We start from the raw sequence: 14002 nt of genomic DNA on the forward strand, positions 1-14002 counted from the left end.
TTAAACCCGAAGCTTTAAGACACTTTTTTATGTTTAATAAACTTTAACTGCTCAATCTAAGCATTAAATGCCACGAAAGAAATCTACAGTTTCTTCATCTTCACTTCACGTTAACTGGCAGCGGTGCATGAGGAGCTACAAGCTTCTGTTCACGCATTTCTTCCCAGAAGGCTGCCGGAATGACTGTGTTTAATGCCGCTTTGTCTTCTGCAATACGCTCTGGACGACTAGCACCCGGAATAACAGCAGCAACCGCTGGATTAGCGAGTGAAAATTGGACAGCAGCAGCCTTAATGCTGATCTGATGACGATCTGCAATAGCTTTGATTTTTTCTACTTTTGCCATAATGTCTGAAGATGCTTTTTGATATTCAAAGTGCGTACCTCCAGCAAGAACGCCTGAGCTGTATGGTCCGCCGACAACAATGTCCATATTATGCTTTACGGCTTCGGGCATTACTCGCTGCAGCGCACGTTCATGATCTAATAACGTGTAACGCCCAGCTAGCAACGAGACATCCGGCTTTGCTTCTTCCAGCTCCAGCATGATTTCAATTGGTTCTACTCGGTTTACTCCAAGTCCCCATCCTTTAATAACCCCTTCTTCACGCAAGCGTGTAAGCACACGAAATGCGCCCGTTCGAGCAGACTCAAATTGTCCTACCCACTCATCTCCATAAAAATCTTGCGCGACATCATGAATATACACAAAGTCCAAGCGATCTGTTTTCAAACGGTTTAAACTTTGCTCGATCGAACGAAGAGTTGCATCCGCGCTGTAGTCATTGATAATTTTATTTTTACGGCCAAATTCAAAAAGTCCGCCTTTTTCTCCCATATCACGTGAAGATGTGTCTTCTAGTTCATCTGAAATAACGCGACCTACTTTTGTACTTAGCACATACTCATCGCGATTTCTTTTTGACAGGGCTTCACCAAGGCGCATCTCGGCTAAGCCAGCTCCGTAAAGAGGAGCTGCATCAAAGTAACGGATGCCGCTTTCCCAAGCAGCATCGACCGTCGCGATGGCCTCTTCTTCTGGAATATTACGATACATATTGCCCAGGGGTGCCGTTCCAAAACCTAGTTTTCCTTGCAGTATCTCTCTCATATTCATAAAACCTCCTGAAATTTTTATAACTCTATTTTAGAAATTGATCAGTATGAAGGTAAACTTAACGACTGATCTATTCATTAAATGTCATATTATCTCCTGACAAAATTTATTATGAAGCATATACACAATAAAAAAAAGTACGCACTTCAAAGTAATATGGGAACTAAAAAGTAACCTACTAAGAAGCAAATGAGCTTTTCAAACTCTCCTTTTATTTATGTACTTTCTACTTCTTACTCATGCAAACAAACATTTTGCATACAATAAGCAGAAAGCTACTTTATAAATGAGGTGAGATTCTTGAGAGATGAATACTTCAAAAAAATTGAAGATAAGCTCGATAAGCTTGATGAAATGGACGATTCCACAATGAAAGAAGAACAAAAAGATGAGTATTTTCAAAGTTTGCTAGATGATATGGATGATTTGTTGAAAGACATGCGCCAGCGAGAAAAAAACTCGAATCATCTTGTCAGCGAACATATGAAAACGGTTAATGACATATTTGATAACGCAATCAAAAATTTTAAAAAAGACCGAAGCTAGCGTTATAACACTTCTACTCCATTTAAATATACTGATTTTTCTGTTTTTTAAATATAAAAATATAGTATTTCATATATAAAAATGGTATTTTCAGTATACGCATACAGCAGGAGTGAAAAAGGAATGAAAAACAGTCACTTTAAAGAACAAGTAAAAACGAAAGAAGAGCTTCGCCGTATAGTCGGCGCGCCTAACAAATTGGCGCATCAAAAAATAATTTCTTATCTAGATCGACACTGCCGGGAATTTATTAAACATTCCCCTTTTGTCATCATCGCTACAGCTGATTATAAAGGAATTTGCGACAGCTCTCCGCGAGGTGATCACCCTGGTTTTGTACAAGTCGTCGATGAGAAAAGGCTATTGATTCCAGGCATAGAAGAAACGCTGCGGATTAACGGCAAAGCTTGCATTGTAAAAGAAAAAGCACTGCTTGAAACAATGGCGGTTCACAATAAAACTCCGCTGCTCGCTATCGGCGTCGAAGTACAAGAATGCTTTCTCCACTGCAGCAAAGCATTCAAGCGATCAAAGCTGTGGAATCCAGAATCTTGGGAAAGAGTCGAAACGCTTCCTTCCGCAGCTAAAATAGTCGCAGAACACGCAGGCTTTTCCACCCTAGAAAGCCGCAACAATCCCGAAGAAAGCAAAACTCAGCACCTCTATGAAAAAAAGCCGCTATAATGCGGCTTTTGTCATTTTACCATCAGAAACAGTATACCTCCGGAAATGATCAGAACTGGTAACAAAGCAAGAAGCACGCCTTTTTTCGAACTTCCTATGTATTCATGATCACCATAGGCCCGGCCTGCTCTAAAATCTACTTTCACCTGAGATTCTTCTTTTTTATGTTCTTTTTTCATCCTCTTTGCCTCCTAGCGGCAGTTGAGCGTCAATTTGCTTGATATGATGCTCTAAATGATTAATATAATCTTTAGCCAACCACTCAAGCGAAACGGAGTTTCCATCGTCTAATTCGAATTGATACATATGCTTTTCTGTTGGTATATGCGAAAGAACGGAAGCAATTTGCTTATTTAAACTGCGCCATAGAGCAACTACTTCTTCCATCGGCGTATCTTGATAGTGCTGCAGTTCTACCCATTCATCTTGTTTATAAGGCGTCAGTACACAAGGTTTTTTTTCATGCTGCACGTTGATAAAGCGCTGTAAATTGTGAATGGCTGAGTCACATAAGTGCCCCACAATTTCTTTCGGTGACCACTTCTTAGGAGCAGGGCGGCTTGACGCCGCTGCTTGAGAGAATACTTCAAGCTTTTTAGGAAGTTTTATTACCCATTCATTTAACTGAACAATCGTCGTTTCCATGTTCATTTCTCCTTTAAGCACGTTTTTTCAAAAACCTTCCCCATATAATATTCATCGACTGATTTTCCATCTACAACGAGTGAACATACTTTTTTCCCTTCTATTTCAAAACCCATCTTTTTATACAGCGAAATGGCCGGTTCATTGTGGGTCATAACCGTTAGCTCCACTCGTTTAATGCCGCTCTGCGCTGCCCATCTCTCCATTTCTTTAAACAACGAAGTGCCGATGCCCCGGTTTCCGTAAGATTGAAGTACGCCAACAGCTAAGTATGCGCTGTGTTTTTTTCGGTTAACGCTTCCGCCAATCACAGATAGATGTCCGACGAGCTGTCCGTCTTGTTCCGCCACTAAAATGGTCGAATTCGGCATCTTTAAAAAAGTTGTAATCATTTTTTTCTGCTGTTCAAGCGTAGTCGCACGCTCATTTCCCTCGTACAGCATATATGCTGTTTCTCGATCAAGCTCTTTATTTAACGCTAAAAAAGCGGCTGCATCGGAAACTGAAATTTCTCGAATCACGTTTACCCCTGCTTTCGTGAATAGTAGTTAACTAGAAAAAAACGTTAATAAACGGATGATATCATTACACACGTGCTGAACGGTTTCCAAGAAACACCGTGAAGATGAAACATATACTAAAAGCGACGGCGGAAACAAAAAAGCCAAGCATCCACCCTAAAGCTTGCATAAACGTATCTTCATGGGGATACAGAGGCTTAACGCTTAGCCACTCTATCACCATAATTAATGCCACTATCAAGTAAAAGCTGCTTCCCGTTAAAGCCATTTTAAGACGGTTTTTAAATGATCCTGTCCACGCTGCACTAACGGCGCTCCACGTGAGAATACTTACAATCGTCGCTAAAAACATAAGAATCAGATGTAAATAAGGGATATCTGTAAACATAAGAAGATAGAGTAAAAACATCGTAGCCCCAAAATATAAAGCATTAATGCCAAACAAATAGCCTCCGCTCAGCCAATGATTTTGAAACCACTTTTTCTTGCTAAGACGCTCTACCATTCCGCTGGGCACCCACAGCGTACGCGAAAAAACAATCATCACCAGCACAAGTACCATGCCGGCCAAAAAGAATATTAACACCTTTTCATCAGCCTTTCTATCCAAAATAAATATGGTTAATTATACCACTTATAACAAAATTAAACTATTGTTTTCTTTACTAATAAAGAGGCTGAGACAAAAGTATTTTAATGATAGGAAAATCTGAACGATGCATTGAGATTCTTGGTAGAGAATTAAATTCGTTCGCATTTTTTATGGATAGGCTGAACGTAAGTTTCATGTATGTAGCTGCTTCTAGCTGGTGATTGGAGGGCAAGGCGAAGACTCCTGCGGGAAAAGCGGAACAGGTGAGACTCCGCAGAAGCGTAAGCGATAAGGAGGCTCACCGGCTGCCTGCGGAAAGCGAAGTCTTGCACGGAAATCAACAGCGGTGTCACAAGTAATTCATACGAGCTCATTAATCCTATTCGTTCGTCTTTCAATGGGATTAATTTAGATATATCTTACTCTCTATTTACATTCTTCCTCCGGTAAATGGATTGATTTCCCCTGTTAAATCACGTCCTGCTTTCTTTTCTTCGTGTGCGATGCGCTTGCCAATCGCAATTTTATTCCAAATTAGTGGCACCCATATACACGCTCCGAATAAAATCATCCAAAAAAGTTCTCCCATTTCTTCCACCCTTTCATTTTCTTCTCTTATTTTGAAGACAATAAGAAACGCATATACGCTTTTTACTCTTGATTTGAATCCTTGATACCGTATGAAAAGAAATAAACTAGGATTGATAAAGCCATTCCGTAAGCGGTCCAAGCCGCTAGTAAAATGGCGTACTGATGATTGATAAAAAATACTCCGCTTGAAATCAGCAGGAGGATAAAACTATTCCATTTTATTTTTTTCATTACTCTATCCCCTTTACTTAACCTTTTACAGTAAGTTTCTTATTGTCTTTAAAATTTAAACACAAAAGTCCGCAGGTGCACCTGCGGACTTTTTATCAATACAGTGAATTTACGGTATTCAACAGCTCTTCTGACCATGTCCAATCGCTGATTTCAACCGCATCTGTTACGTGATGCAATTTACTAGCTCCGATAATGCTTGATGTTACAGCGGGCTGATTTAATACCCATGAAAGAGCGAACTGAGACAAGCTTACTTCATTTTGTTCTGCTAACTTGCGATACTGCTCCACCAGCTGAAAGTTTCGGTCTGTAAAGTAGTTTCGCAGCAGCTTTTCACCATGTGCAGCGCGGCTTTCTGGCGGCACGTCATTTGGTGTTTTATATTTTCCTGAAAGCATGCCGCGCGCTAACGGACTATATACCATAACGCCTACACCTTCAGATTGACTAAACGGCAGCAGCTCTTGTTCAATTTCACGAGAGAGAAGATTATACTGGGGCTGAAAGAAATAAATTTTTCAAGATTCATTTTGTCACTAATATGATGAGACTTTGCGATTTGCCACGCGGCGTAATTGGAACAGCCAATATAACGAACTTTGCCTTGGCGAACTAAATCATCTAGCGCGCGAAGCGTTTCTTCCATAGGTGTATGGTGATCAAAAAGATGAACTTGATAAAGATCAATGTAGTCCGTCTGCAGTCTTCGCAGCTGATTATCCACTTCTCTCATAATATGTGTGCGTGAAAGGCCTTTATCATTTTTGCCTTTTCCTACGGCAATGCCGACTTTTGTTGCAAGCACAACATCATCTCGTTTTCCTTTTAACGCACGTCCAATAATTTCTTCAGATTCCCCTGTGCCATATCTAAACTCTTCATCCTGCCCTTTTCCGTAATAGTTGGCTGTGTCAATGAAGTTAATGCCGTTTTCAATGGCGCTATGTAAAATAGCTGCCGACGCTTTTTCGTCAATCCATCGTCCAAACGCCATGGTACCTAGACATAAATTTGATACTTCCAGACCTGTTGTTCCAAGCTTTCGATATTGCATCGATACCCTCTCCTTTTTATTGCTGTCTTTACTCTCTCTTATCATACACCTTAACGTCCACTTTAAGACAAGCCTTAAGCTTGCGTGCATATATAAAAAACTGCTAGAAACAGGCAATGCTTCTAGCAGTTTTTTGGTTCATTTTTCGCTTATTTTTTTGCAATTCGCTTCTTCAGTAGACATAATATGGTAAGATAAATCATAGCTTACTCGTTATCGTAACTACATCAAGCTGCCGCTGTTAAGATAACGGCGATTCCATTAAAACAAGCGTGAATGATCATACTTGGAAGCAACGACTTTGTTTTTTCGTACACCCACGCAAACACAAGACCTGAAAAAAAGTTAACAGGCAAGGTATTGTACGTTGGAATATGCACCAGCATAAAGATAAACGAACTTCCCACTAATCCAAACGCAATTCCTCCTTTACGTTTCAGCCATGTATAAAAAAATCCTCGGTAAATAATCTCTTCATAAAAAGGTGAGATTACAGCGGCTGAAACAAAAGCAAGTATAAATGAAAACAGCGACAGGTCATGCTGTAAACTGGCTGTTTTTTTATTTTCATACGTCATACCAAACCACTCCATTAGCACAACAATTGCCACACTTCCTAAGATCAGCACAAAAAGCCAAAAAAGAATGAGCGGCCAGTGACGCTTTGAAAACGATTGAAAACCAATTTTTCTATCACCAGCCTAAACCATCAGCCAATACAGAGCTGATAAAAACACAGCTGCTATGACAAATCCAGTAGCTGTTCCAGCATAGAGCTCACTTTTAAATAGCGACTGCAAAGCTTGATGTAATGCTCCTTCAATGAAAACAGGCACAGCAATAAACGTGACCACCAGCATAATTACGAATGATTTTATTGTCCATAATCCTTGATTTTTTTGTTTCAATTTACTTCGCCTCCCTTTTACATATATTCAGTGTAAAAGGTGACGTAACGTTACCTGCAAGCATTTTTTGGGAGGGGTTAAAAATGATTTATTTTTCTACTGGGCAAGCCGCTAAAAAATTAGGCCTCACGGTGCGTACGCTTCGTTACTACGATCAAATCGGCTTGCTTCATCCATCTTCAAAAGCCGAAAACGGAAAGCGATCTTACTCAGAAACAGACCTAGTCACACTAGAGAAAATTACTCTTTTAAAAAACTTAGCCGTTCCTTTGCGAGATATTGAACTTATTCTTCATCAAGTGAGTATTGATGAACTTCTAGCGATTCACCAGCAAAAACTTCAGCAAAAAGCTTCAGAAATTCAACGAGCTTTAGAACATACTCACACTCTTCGCAACAGTATAAAAATAGAAGGTGAATTAAACTGGAAGCAGCTCCTTCCCTTAGTTCAAAATCAGTCTACTACTAAAAGCAGCTGGACTGATCTGCTTTCGCTTTTAATAGAAGAAAGTGAGCTTCTGCAGCATGATTTGCCTAAAATGGAGAATGCGAGTGCCGATAAATGGATTAACATCATAAAACGAGTTCAGCTTTGCTTAAAGCACCAGCGTGCACCTCAATCTGAAGATGGACAGCTAATTGCAGCTGATATACTGCTTTTATCCAGTGAACTGTTTGGTCATCATACGGCTTTAGAAAAAGCCTTTTGGGATTTCCGCAAATCTCCTGAGGGATCAAGTTCACTTAATCTCTACCCTATTGACAGCGAAGTCCTTCAATTTATTGAAGATGCGATTATTTTTTACGAACAACACATAAAGGAATGAAGGTATTGAACAAAGAAAAGCTGTTTGCTAATTCTTCTTATAAAAAATTATTTATTTCAAGCACTGCGGCAAGCTTCGGAGATTTATTTGATATGTTTGCGGTGATGACGCTTTTTACATACGTGTGGCACGCAAATTCCCTCTGGATTACGCTTATTCCTGTCGTGTACGCTTTGCCTAGCATCCTGCTAAGTCAAGCAGCAGGAAATTTAGCGGACCGCTGCGATAAAGTACAGCTGATGTTTCTGTCTGAACTAGTCCGTCTTCTGTTCACATGTCTGTTATTTTTCACAAATGAACCGCTTTTAGCACTAGGGGTGCTGACCCTGCGCTCTATGAGTTCTGTTATGAAAGTGCCCGCACAGCTGGCTTACGTTCGAGAAGTGGTCAAAGAAGATCAGCTGCTGCAGGCCTCTACTTTACAAAACATTATGTTTCAAATTGCCAAAGTTGTGGGGCCGTTCCTCGGAGCCGCCGCGCTGACGTTCACAACGCCAAAAGCATGCATTTTAGTTAATGCCGCAGCTTGTATGATTTCTATTTCGGTGCTGTTTTCACTTAAAAAAGCAGGTAAAAACATTCAAGGGCAAGCTGCTCGTTCTTCCCATCAACCGACAGAAACGGACTCAAACGGCTGGAAAATCGTTTTTCAGCACTCAATCCTTTTACGCGTCGTTATTTTGTTTCACCTTTCTTATTTTGTAGTCATGCTTGTTGACGCTCAAATTAGCATCTTCCTGCGAGATGTGCTGCCTCACCATCCGGAAATGCTCGGCTGGCTGCTTCCTGGAATCGGGCTGGGAGCGCTAGCAACAGGAGTGTATCTTAATAGAAAAAAACAGGTTCACCATCCATTTAGACTTTTATCACTTGGACTGCTTCTATTTGGAGGGGCTTTATTTTTCATTAGCTGCTTTAATCCAGCCGTTATGTCACGCTATTTCATTTTGATTGCTGCACCTATTGGAGGGGCCGGGGTTGGGCTTAATTTACTGCTGTTTAACTATATCGTTCAAACATACAGCGACAAGGAACACCTCGGAAAAGTGTACGGATTCATTAACACCTTAACGAGTGCCGTTTTACTTACTGCTCCTCTTCTTGGAGGCATGGTCGTAAAGCTTGCAGGTGCTCAGACGACTTTTTTAACGGCGGCAATCATCATCGTAAGCGTTGGATTTGTGAGTATGCTGATGCCGCTGCGTGATAAAGGGGAAAGAAACGTTCAGATTGACGCATAAAAAACAGCTTGAGGTTATACCTCAAGCTGTTTTTATAGACTCCTGTTCATCAACCAGCGGCTACATAAATCAAAGCAGCTAATACGTTCGGTACTGCAATAGCTCCAAATCGTTTTGCCTCTTCAACTCAGCTCACCTTGCGCGTCTTTTTGGCTGAAAAGAATGTGCGTGTACTTCCTAGCACGATACTGTCAATAAGGTATGCCAAAGCTAAAACCAGTGATACTGCTCCCATCGTGCCTGACACAGAATAAAGATAACTCCACTTCCCTGTAAAAGCAGCAAGAGCAAGAATAATACCGACCGTCACGATACCTGCTATAAATCCTTTTTTAATCATTGCATCCCTCTTCCCTTCCTACTCCTTAAATTTTACCATATACTTCTTTTTTTGTATGATATCTTACATTTTATTCTACTATACTCACACTTTATGGTAAAATTAGTAATAGAGGTGGTACATATGAAAAAACGTCAAGGAATCACGCTGCTTTTATTTATACTCGGAGCAGCCTCTATTTCTTTTGGGATGGCTTTAAAAAATATCTTTCCTTATTCCCCTGCAGCTGGCTGGATTCTAGGGACACTGCTTTTGCTAGGAAACTCGTTTTATACGAGAAGATACTTACATAGAAGGTCAATTAAGAAGTAAATATCCGCCCCGAGCCGTATATACAAACCTTCATTCGGTTATGGTAAAATAGATAAGCAAAAACTGGATGTAAGGAGATTTTGAGTTTGAAAACAGGATTAATATCTGGCATTATATCTTTAATTATTGTGATTATCATTTCTATTACAGCAGGCAACTGGCAGTATATTTACTATATTTCAGGCCCTCTTGGTATATTACTTACGGCAATTGCACTCGTAACCTTACTGGACGCATTTCGATTTGAAACGAGAGGACCTTACTTTACCCCGGTCCGGCAGCGAGAGGATACAGAATGGATGAAACGTTTTATTATTGCAGCTGTCCCTCATTTAGTTGCTTCATGTATTTGTATCTTATTTTTATAGAACCAAAAAGCCAATGAATGATCTTCATTGGCTTTTCTTATTTATTATATTAAATACCGCGCGACATACCGTAATAATCAATACGGTAATCCACAGCTCCTTCTGCAAATACATTTACAGCTGATTTGGAATCTTTTTTCGGGAATACCCGGGAAGTGAAGACAATTTTGCCCCCGTTTATATAAATTTCGATGATGCTTTTGTCGACAAATATGCGAACATCGACTTCATTTGACGCTGTCCATTTTTCAGAGCGAACCACACCGTATTCCGTTGCATATTGATGGTGGAATGAAGAGCGGTCGAGTCGCACTTCTTGCTTTTCTGTATCAAACACGAGGCGAAGCTCTTCTTCTTTACTATTAAACAGCTCTAAACCAAACTGTTTGGCCCCTATCTCGCGGAACGTCATATTGATTTCATATGCATTGTTTGTTGCTTCGTCAATGATCACTTCTTCATTTTTTAGCGTTCCTCTAAAATGAACCGCTTGATCTCGAAGCTTATTTAACTCTTCTACAGGCTTTTGAACCAGTTCATTCCCTTCAAGCGAAAGCTCACGAGGAAGCGTTAAGGCATGGGCCCATCCGTATTCGTCTGACGGATAGTCAACGTCCGGGTTTCCAATCCATGCAAATAGCAAGCGACGTCCGCTTTCATCTTGGAACGTTTGCGGTGCATAAAAGTCAAAACCTTTATCAATTTCACGGTAATACTCCATTTCAAACGTTAAACTTTCCACATCAAATGTTCCCACCGCGTAGATCACATTATAAATATTATGAAAATCGTGGCCATCCGCTTTGATTCCTTGCGGCGAAAAGACAAACACATCTTTTCCGTCCAGTTTAAAGTAATCCGGGCACTCCCACATATAGCCAAAGTCAGGAAGCGATGTTTTAACTTCGCCTTTAAATGACCACTGAAGCGCATCGCTTGATTCATACACAATTAATGCGCCCGTTTCGTTTTCACGCTGAGCGCCTAGCAGCATATAATATGTATCATTTTCTTTCCATACTTTCGGATCGCGCACATGTCCTGTATACCCATCAGGAACGCCTCGTACCGCTGGATTATGCGTGTATTTTTCTACACTTCCATCCCTGTTTAGCATCGCGATACATTGATTAGCTGAACGTGAGCCGTCTTCGTATTTTACATTCCCCGTATAAAACAGCAGCCCTTGACCATCTTTTTCAATCGCGCCGCCTGAGTATGCGCCGTGCGATTCATATTCTTCCGTTGGCGTTAACGCAACCGGAAGGCGTTCCCACGTTACTAAATCCGTAGATTTCACATGAGCCCAGTGCTTCATTCCATGCATCGCACCGTACGGATACCACTGATAAAACACGTGATATTCACCATTTAATTGAATCAATCCGTTTGGATCATTCATCAGCCCGTACTGTGGATGAATATGATAAATCGGCTGCCAGCTGTCTTTGATTGCTTTGTCTTTTAATTCTTCTAACTCATTAGATTTTGCTTCTAAAATCGTTCTGTACTTCGATTCAGCCATTTCTTCAATCCCTCCAGCATCTAAAAAAAGAGAACGTATTCTCCTTGCCCTCTATGATATAAAATTTCAAGTGAAAATGCTACCAAAGAACGAATGTTGTCGTTTTCTTGTGTCGGATTTTATAGATAAGTTTTTTTCTGTTTTTATAGCAGAAAAGAAGGTTTTTCTGTCAGGTGGTTGAATACTATATACAATCAAATTTCACCAGCCTGTACGAGCGTCCGACGGCACTTGCAGATTTTTTTAGCGAATCATTTGCGTTTTGCAGGAAGTATTCAACAAAATGGTAAACCCTTCATATTACATATTATAAAAGGAGGAAATGTCATGACAAAAGAAAACGTAAAAGAAACAGTGGGTAAAGAAACAAAAGGTGGAAGCAAAGAATTATTAGTCGGCACGTTAGTAGGCAGCGTAGTGGGTGTAACAACAGCTTTACTAGTAGCGCCAAAGTCAGGAAAAGAGCTGCGTGCTTCTATTCAAGACGGAGCGAATCAAGCACTTGCTAAAACAGGTCAAGTGAAAGAAACGGTATATGCAAAAGGCCAAGATCTCAAACAGCGCACGGCTCGTCTTTCACAAAAAGTCTCCGAACAATCTTCGCAAGTTGTCAACAAAGTGAAATCTCTGCGCACTGCTAAAGAACAGCCGCTTGCAGAAACGGCTGCAGCAGAAGAGCTTGAAACGACAGAAATCGTTCAAGATCCTGTTCTTGAAGCTGAAGCGGTGCAAGAAGAATTAAATACAATTACGCAAGAAGTAAGTGACTTAGAACAATCTGTCGATGAAACAAGACGTTAATAAAAAGCTGTAGAGATATCTCTACAGCTTTTATGTATATTCGCTACCCTTCCTTCCACCCTTCAAAAAAATAGCCTCCGTACGGACACGGCTCTGATTCCGGCAGTTCTTCATAACGCTGTCCGCTGTAATACTTCGCCAGCACAATCTTAGGCTTAAAAGCCGCTACCCCTTCACTGTCTTCTTTCTCCGCTCCGCTTTCTCTCATCAAACAAAAAAGATCCATTCCCGCAAACTCTCCGTACCCTTGATAGCACGACTCATAATAAACTTTACCAGGTGTCACCAAATAACATTCCCGCTGCCACGACGGCTGCTTACTGTAGACACTCGCAATACTTATTCCACTCACTGCACACTTCCAGCTGCAAATTCCAACCATACAACGCCTCCAACGACTTGATAGTCTATTCATCTACAACTTTTGATGAAATCAAACATCCGTTGACATGTACAGAATTTTATCCTCGACCAAAAACCTATACTCCCAGATTCCCAGTCCCTTTGACTTCACCCCAAAAGTGCTACGTCGATAGAAATAAAAAAGGTCTGATAAATCGACCATTTCTGGTGATTATCTGACCTCAAGTTTTTCTGCATTTGAGCGGCTTATTTGCTGTTCAAGCGATTTAGCCAGCTGTACGATTTCGTGATCTACATATTTTGTTTTGATTTCTTCGATTTCCATTAATGTTTTAGAAAAGCTTTCTGCATTATTTCCCTGTCTGTGCTGCACATCTCTAAAGAAATCAAGCAGTGCCTCGTTAGACTGCGTTGGACGGCTAAAATCAATCGTGTACATTTTGTACCCCAGTGTTAAATTTGTTGTAGTTGTCATAATTATTTCCCCCATTCTTCCTATAGTGATATATCTTCTACTCTTTACCCTTTAATTCCTTCTTTTTAACCTAAATTAATTATTTTTTTAAAAAAACTTCCCATTATAAGAAAAAACACCCTTATAACAAGGATGTTAGAGTATTCTTCCCTTCGGTACAATTCCAGATGCGAAGTCATCTTTGAACTTAAAGCTAGCAGAATTGTTTTCCGTTAGAAAATGTATTTCCCATTTAAAGACCGGATATTCGTGCTTGTACATTTCGACTTTCTGATCGGGATTTTCTTCTAATCTTGCAATTACTCGTTTGAATCCTTCATATGCAATCCACCAATCGCTTCCGGTTTCATCGGTAATAAAACAAATAGAACCGTCAATTAAATGAAGGTTTTGCTTGATATCATCAGCATTTGTAAAATAAGCATTACCAAACGTTTGCAGACAATGATCGCAATAACCTGCTTTGCCTTCGTCTTTATAAATCCAATGCGCGATTGGCTCACTGCAGTCTTTACACGTATTCGTCACTTCTTGAAGAAATGTTTTTCCGCTCCACTGTTCTTTTTCATCTTCAAAAACGGTCCATACTAAATAACTTTCCGTTTGTTCTGAAATAAAAAGGCGAAACGGCTCGTCTCGATGCCAAAAATGAATATTTTGTTCGTCTGATTCTTCAAAGTCAATGACAAAATTATCTCGTTCTAATATATGTCGAATAACATTGGTTAAAAAGGTAACATCCATATAAGGACCTCCCATACTAAGCGTGGCTTCTAGTAAAAATAGCGTTTATGAGTTAAAACATATCACGCGTGCTGAAATAACGTCAACGATTACCTCTTGCCTTCTCCGAAAACT

21 protein-coding genes and 2 pseudogenes are annotated in these 14002 nt (G+C 40.3%); 8 read left to right on the forward strand and 15 right to left on the reverse strand.

Annotated elements, in window-relative coordinates; genetic code table 11:
* Positions 1 to 100: 100 nt before the first annotated feature.
* A complete protein-coding gene (locus ACN6NE_RS03825) occupies positions 101 to 1111 on the reverse strand; it encodes an aldo/keto reductase (RefSeq protein ID WP_474324606.1) in 1011 nt (336 codons plus the stop codon).
* A 297-nt stretch (positions 1112 to 1408) separates the two neighbouring features.
* Between ACN6NE_RS03825 and ACN6NE_RS03830 the strand changes: the two genes are divergently transcribed.
* Positions 1409 to 1663 carry a hypothetical protein gene (locus ACN6NE_RS03830; RefSeq protein WP_474324608.1) on the forward strand — a complete coding sequence of 85 codons (255 nt, stop codon included), beginning with the start codon at positions 1409 to 1411 and terminating at the stop codon, positions 1661 to 1663.
* A gap of 123 nt (positions 1664 to 1786) precedes the next feature.
* Complete coding sequence (locus tag ACN6NE_RS03835) at positions 1787 to 2347, forward strand: PNPOx family protein (RefSeq protein WP_474324610.1); 561 nt, start codon at positions 1787 to 1789, stop codon at positions 2345 to 2347.
* Between the two features lie 11 nt (positions 2348 to 2358).
* Here ACN6NE_RS03835 and ACN6NE_RS03840 read toward each other — a convergent pair whose 3' ends face one another.
* The 4 genes from ACN6NE_RS03840 to ACN6NE_RS03855 form a co-directional block, all read right to left on the reverse strand.
* A complete protein-coding gene (locus ACN6NE_RS03840; RefSeq protein ID WP_474324612.1) occupies positions 2359 to 2526 on the reverse strand; it encodes a hypothetical protein in 168 nt (55 codons plus the stop codon).
* Positions 2510 to 2992 (reverse strand): DinB family protein, encoded by a 483-nt coding sequence (locus ACN6NE_RS03845; RefSeq protein WP_474324614.1) that lies wholly within the window; start codon positions 2990 to 2992, stop codon positions 2510 to 2512. The genes ACN6NE_RS03840 and ACN6NE_RS03845 overlap by 17 nt, the downstream gene beginning before the upstream one ends.
* Positions 2993 to 2994: 2 nt before the next feature.
* Entirely contained in the window at positions 2995 to 3513 is a 519-nt protein-coding gene (locus ACN6NE_RS03850) for an N-acetyltransferase family protein (protein WP_474324616.1), read from the reverse strand.
* Positions 3514 to 3577: 64 nt separating this feature from the next.
* Positions 3578 to 4075 carry a hypothetical protein gene (locus ACN6NE_RS03855; protein ID WP_240702533.1) on the reverse strand — a complete coding sequence of 166 codons (498 nt, stop codon included), beginning with the start codon at positions 4073 to 4075 and terminating at the stop codon, positions 3578 to 3580.
* Positions 4076 to 4322: 247 nt separating this feature from the next.
* On the opposite strand from ACN6NE_RS03855, the pseudogene ACN6NE_RS03860 reads away from it, so the two are divergent.
* Positions 4323 to 4517 (forward strand): annotated as a pseudogene (locus tag ACN6NE_RS03860) (hypothetical protein).
* 18 nt (positions 4518 to 4535) lie between these two features.
* On the opposite strand, the gene ACN6NE_RS03865 reads toward ACN6NE_RS03860, so the two are convergent.
* The 5 genes and pseudogenes from ACN6NE_RS03865 to ACN6NE_RS03885 all read right to left on the reverse strand — a co-directional run bounded on the left by ACN6NE_RS03865 (position 4536) and on the right by ACN6NE_RS03885 (position 6892).
* Positions 4536 to 4694: a hypothetical protein gene (locus ACN6NE_RS03865; protein ID WP_162213596.1), complete on the reverse strand. Its 159-nt coding sequence runs from the start codon at positions 4692 to 4694 to the stop codon at positions 4536 to 4538.
* A 62-nt stretch (positions 4695 to 4756) separates the two neighbouring features.
* Positions 4757 to 4927 carry a hypothetical protein gene (locus tag ACN6NE_RS03870; protein ID WP_165351665.1) on the reverse strand — a complete coding sequence of 57 codons (171 nt, stop codon included), beginning with the start codon at positions 4925 to 4927 and terminating at the stop codon, positions 4757 to 4759.
* A gap of 95 nt (positions 4928 to 5022) precedes the next feature.
* Positions 5023 to 5984: pseudogene (locus ACN6NE_RS03875) on the reverse strand (aldo/keto reductase).
* A 227-nt stretch (positions 5985 to 6211) separates the two neighbouring features.
* Positions 6212 to 6595 (reverse strand): lysostaphin resistance A-like protein, encoded by a 384-nt coding sequence (locus ACN6NE_RS03880; protein WP_474324618.1) that lies wholly within the window; start codon positions 6593 to 6595, stop codon positions 6212 to 6214.
* Between the two features lie 90 nt (positions 6596 to 6685).
* Positions 6686 to 6892, reverse strand: a complete 207-nt coding sequence (locus ACN6NE_RS03885; protein WP_474324620.1) for a hypothetical protein — start codon at positions 6890 to 6892, stop codon at positions 6686 to 6688.
* Between the two features lie 83 nt (positions 6893 to 6975).
* Between ACN6NE_RS03885 and ACN6NE_RS03890 the strand changes: the two genes are divergently transcribed.
* Both ACN6NE_RS03890 and ACN6NE_RS03895 read left to right on the forward strand, forming a co-directional pair.
* Positions 6976 to 7719: a MerR family transcriptional regulator gene (locus ACN6NE_RS03890; protein ID WP_474324622.1), complete on the forward strand. Its 744-nt coding sequence runs from the start codon at positions 6976 to 6978 to the stop codon at positions 7717 to 7719.
* Complete coding sequence (locus ACN6NE_RS03895) at positions 7716 to 8960, forward strand: MFS transporter (RefSeq protein WP_474324625.1); 1245 nt, start codon at positions 7716 to 7718, stop codon at positions 8958 to 8960. Before ACN6NE_RS03890 ends, ACN6NE_RS03895 begins: the two co-directional genes overlap by 4 nt.
* 127 nt (positions 8961 to 9087) lie before the next feature.
* Here ACN6NE_RS03895 and ACN6NE_RS03900 read toward each other — a convergent pair whose 3' ends face one another.
* Positions 9088 to 9300, reverse strand: a complete 213-nt coding sequence (locus tag ACN6NE_RS03900; protein WP_240702416.1) for a hypothetical protein — start codon at positions 9298 to 9300, stop codon at positions 9088 to 9090.
* A 123-nt stretch (positions 9301 to 9423) separates the two neighbouring features.
* Here ACN6NE_RS03900 and ACN6NE_RS03905 point away from each other — a divergent pair, with 123 nt between their 5' ends.
* Both ACN6NE_RS03905 and ACN6NE_RS03910 read left to right on the forward strand, forming a co-directional pair.
* Positions 9424 to 9612 (forward strand): hypothetical protein, encoded by a 189-nt coding sequence (locus ACN6NE_RS03905; RefSeq protein WP_013058545.1) that lies wholly within the window; start codon positions 9424 to 9426, stop codon positions 9610 to 9612.
* An 86-nt stretch (positions 9613 to 9698) separates the two neighbouring features.
* Positions 9699 to 9980 (forward strand): hypothetical protein, encoded by a 282-nt coding sequence (locus ACN6NE_RS03910; protein WP_013058546.1) that lies wholly within the window; start codon positions 9699 to 9701, stop codon positions 9978 to 9980.
* Positions 9981 to 10029: 49 nt separating this feature from the next.
* Here ACN6NE_RS03910 and ACN6NE_RS03915 read toward each other — a convergent pair whose 3' ends face one another.
* Positions 10030 to 11505 carry a glycoside hydrolase family 32 protein gene (locus ACN6NE_RS03915; protein WP_129704094.1) on the reverse strand — a complete coding sequence of 492 codons (1476 nt, stop codon included), beginning with the start codon at positions 11503 to 11505 and terminating at the stop codon, positions 10030 to 10032.
* Positions 11506 to 11832: 327 nt separating this feature from the next.
* Between ACN6NE_RS03915 and ACN6NE_RS03920 the strand changes: the two genes are divergently transcribed.
* The gene (locus ACN6NE_RS03920) at positions 11833 to 12306 is read left to right on the forward strand and encodes a YtxH domain-containing protein (protein WP_013058548.1); all 474 of its coding nucleotides are present in this window, start codon (positions 11833 to 11835) and stop codon (positions 12304 to 12306) included.
* Positions 12307 to 12349: 43 nt separating this feature from the next.
* On the opposite strand, the gene ACN6NE_RS03925 is transcribed toward ACN6NE_RS03920, so the two are convergent.
* From ACN6NE_RS03925 to ACN6NE_RS03935, 3 genes are all read right to left on the reverse strand, one after another.
* A complete protein-coding gene (locus ACN6NE_RS03925) occupies positions 12350 to 12688 on the reverse strand; it encodes a hypothetical protein (RefSeq protein WP_129704096.1) in 339 nt (112 codons plus the stop codon).
* Positions 12689 to 12880: 192 nt separating this feature from the next.
* On the reverse strand, positions 12881 to 13144 hold the full coding sequence (locus tag ACN6NE_RS03930; RefSeq protein ID WP_129704098.1) for a hypothetical protein: 264 nt from the start codon (positions 13142 to 13144) through the stop codon (positions 12881 to 12883).
* A 135-nt stretch (positions 13145 to 13279) separates the two neighbouring features.
* Positions 13280 to 13888 carry a hypothetical protein gene (locus ACN6NE_RS03935; RefSeq protein WP_474324628.1) on the reverse strand — a complete coding sequence of 203 codons (609 nt, stop codon included), beginning with the start codon at positions 13886 to 13888 and terminating at the stop codon, positions 13280 to 13282.
* Positions 13889 to 14002 lie beyond the last annotated feature (114 nt).

This window comes from Priestia sp. 53B2 (genome assembly GCF_056099005.1).

Excerpts from the sequence above, each read along its gene's own strand:
- ACN6NE_RS03825 (WP_474324606.1), bottom strand. The coding sequence starts at position 1,111 with ATGAGAGAGATACTGCAAGGAAAACTAGGTTTTGGAACGGCACCCCTG.
- ACN6NE_RS03835 (WP_474324610.1), top strand. The coding sequence starts at position 1,787 with ATGAAAAACAGTCACTTTAAAGAACAAGTAAAAACGAAAGAAGAGCTT.
- ACN6NE_RS03840 (WP_474324612.1), bottom strand. The coding sequence starts at position 2,526 with ATGAAAAAAGAACATAAAAAAGAAGAATCTCAGGTGAAAGTAGATTTT.
- ACN6NE_RS03845 (WP_474324614.1), bottom strand. The coding sequence starts at position 2,992 with ATGGAAACGACGATTGTTCAGTTAAATGAATGGGTAATAAAACTTCCT.
- ACN6NE_RS03855 (WP_240702533.1), bottom strand. The coding sequence starts at position 4,075 with ATGGTACTTGTGCTGGTGATGATTGTTTTTTCGCGTACGCTGTGGGTG.
- ACN6NE_RS03865 (WP_162213596.1), bottom strand. The coding sequence starts at position 4,694 with ATGGGAGAACTTTTTTGGATGATTTTATTCGGAGCGTGTATATGGGTG.
- ACN6NE_RS03870 (WP_165351665.1), bottom strand. The coding sequence starts at position 4,927 with ATGAAAAAAATAAAATGGAATAGTTTTATCCTCCTGCTGATTTCAAGC.
- ACN6NE_RS03890 (WP_474324622.1), top strand. The coding sequence starts at position 6,976 with ATGATTTATTTTTCTACTGGGCAAGCCGCTAAAAAATTAGGCCTCACG.
- ACN6NE_RS03895 (WP_474324625.1), top strand. The coding sequence starts at position 7,716 with ATGAAGGTATTGAACAAAGAAAAGCTGTTTGCTAATTCTTCTTATAAA.
- ACN6NE_RS03900 (WP_240702416.1), bottom strand. The coding sequence starts at position 9,300 with ATGATTAAAAAAGGATTTATAGCAGGTATCGTGACGGTCGGTATTATT.
- ACN6NE_RS03905 (WP_013058545.1), top strand. The coding sequence starts at position 9,424 with ATGAAAAAACGTCAAGGAATCACGCTGCTTTTATTTATACTCGGAGCA.
- ACN6NE_RS03915 (WP_129704094.1), bottom strand. The coding sequence starts at position 11,505 with ATGGCTGAATCGAAGTACAGAACGATTTTAGAAGCAAAATCTAATGAG.
- ACN6NE_RS03920 (WP_013058548.1), top strand. The coding sequence starts at position 11,833 with ATGACAAAAGAAAACGTAAAAGAAACAGTGGGTAAAGAAACAAAAGGT.
- ACN6NE_RS03925 (WP_129704096.1), bottom strand. The coding sequence starts at position 12,688 with ATGGTTGGAATTTGCAGCTGGAAGTGTGCAGTGAGTGGAATAAGTATT.
- ACN6NE_RS03930 (WP_129704098.1), bottom strand. The coding sequence starts at position 13,144 with ATGACAACTACAACAAATTTAACACTGGGGTACAAAATGTACACGATT.
- ACN6NE_RS03935 (WP_474324628.1), bottom strand. The coding sequence starts at position 13,888 with ATGGATGTTACCTTTTTAACCAATGTTATTCGACATATATTAGAACGA.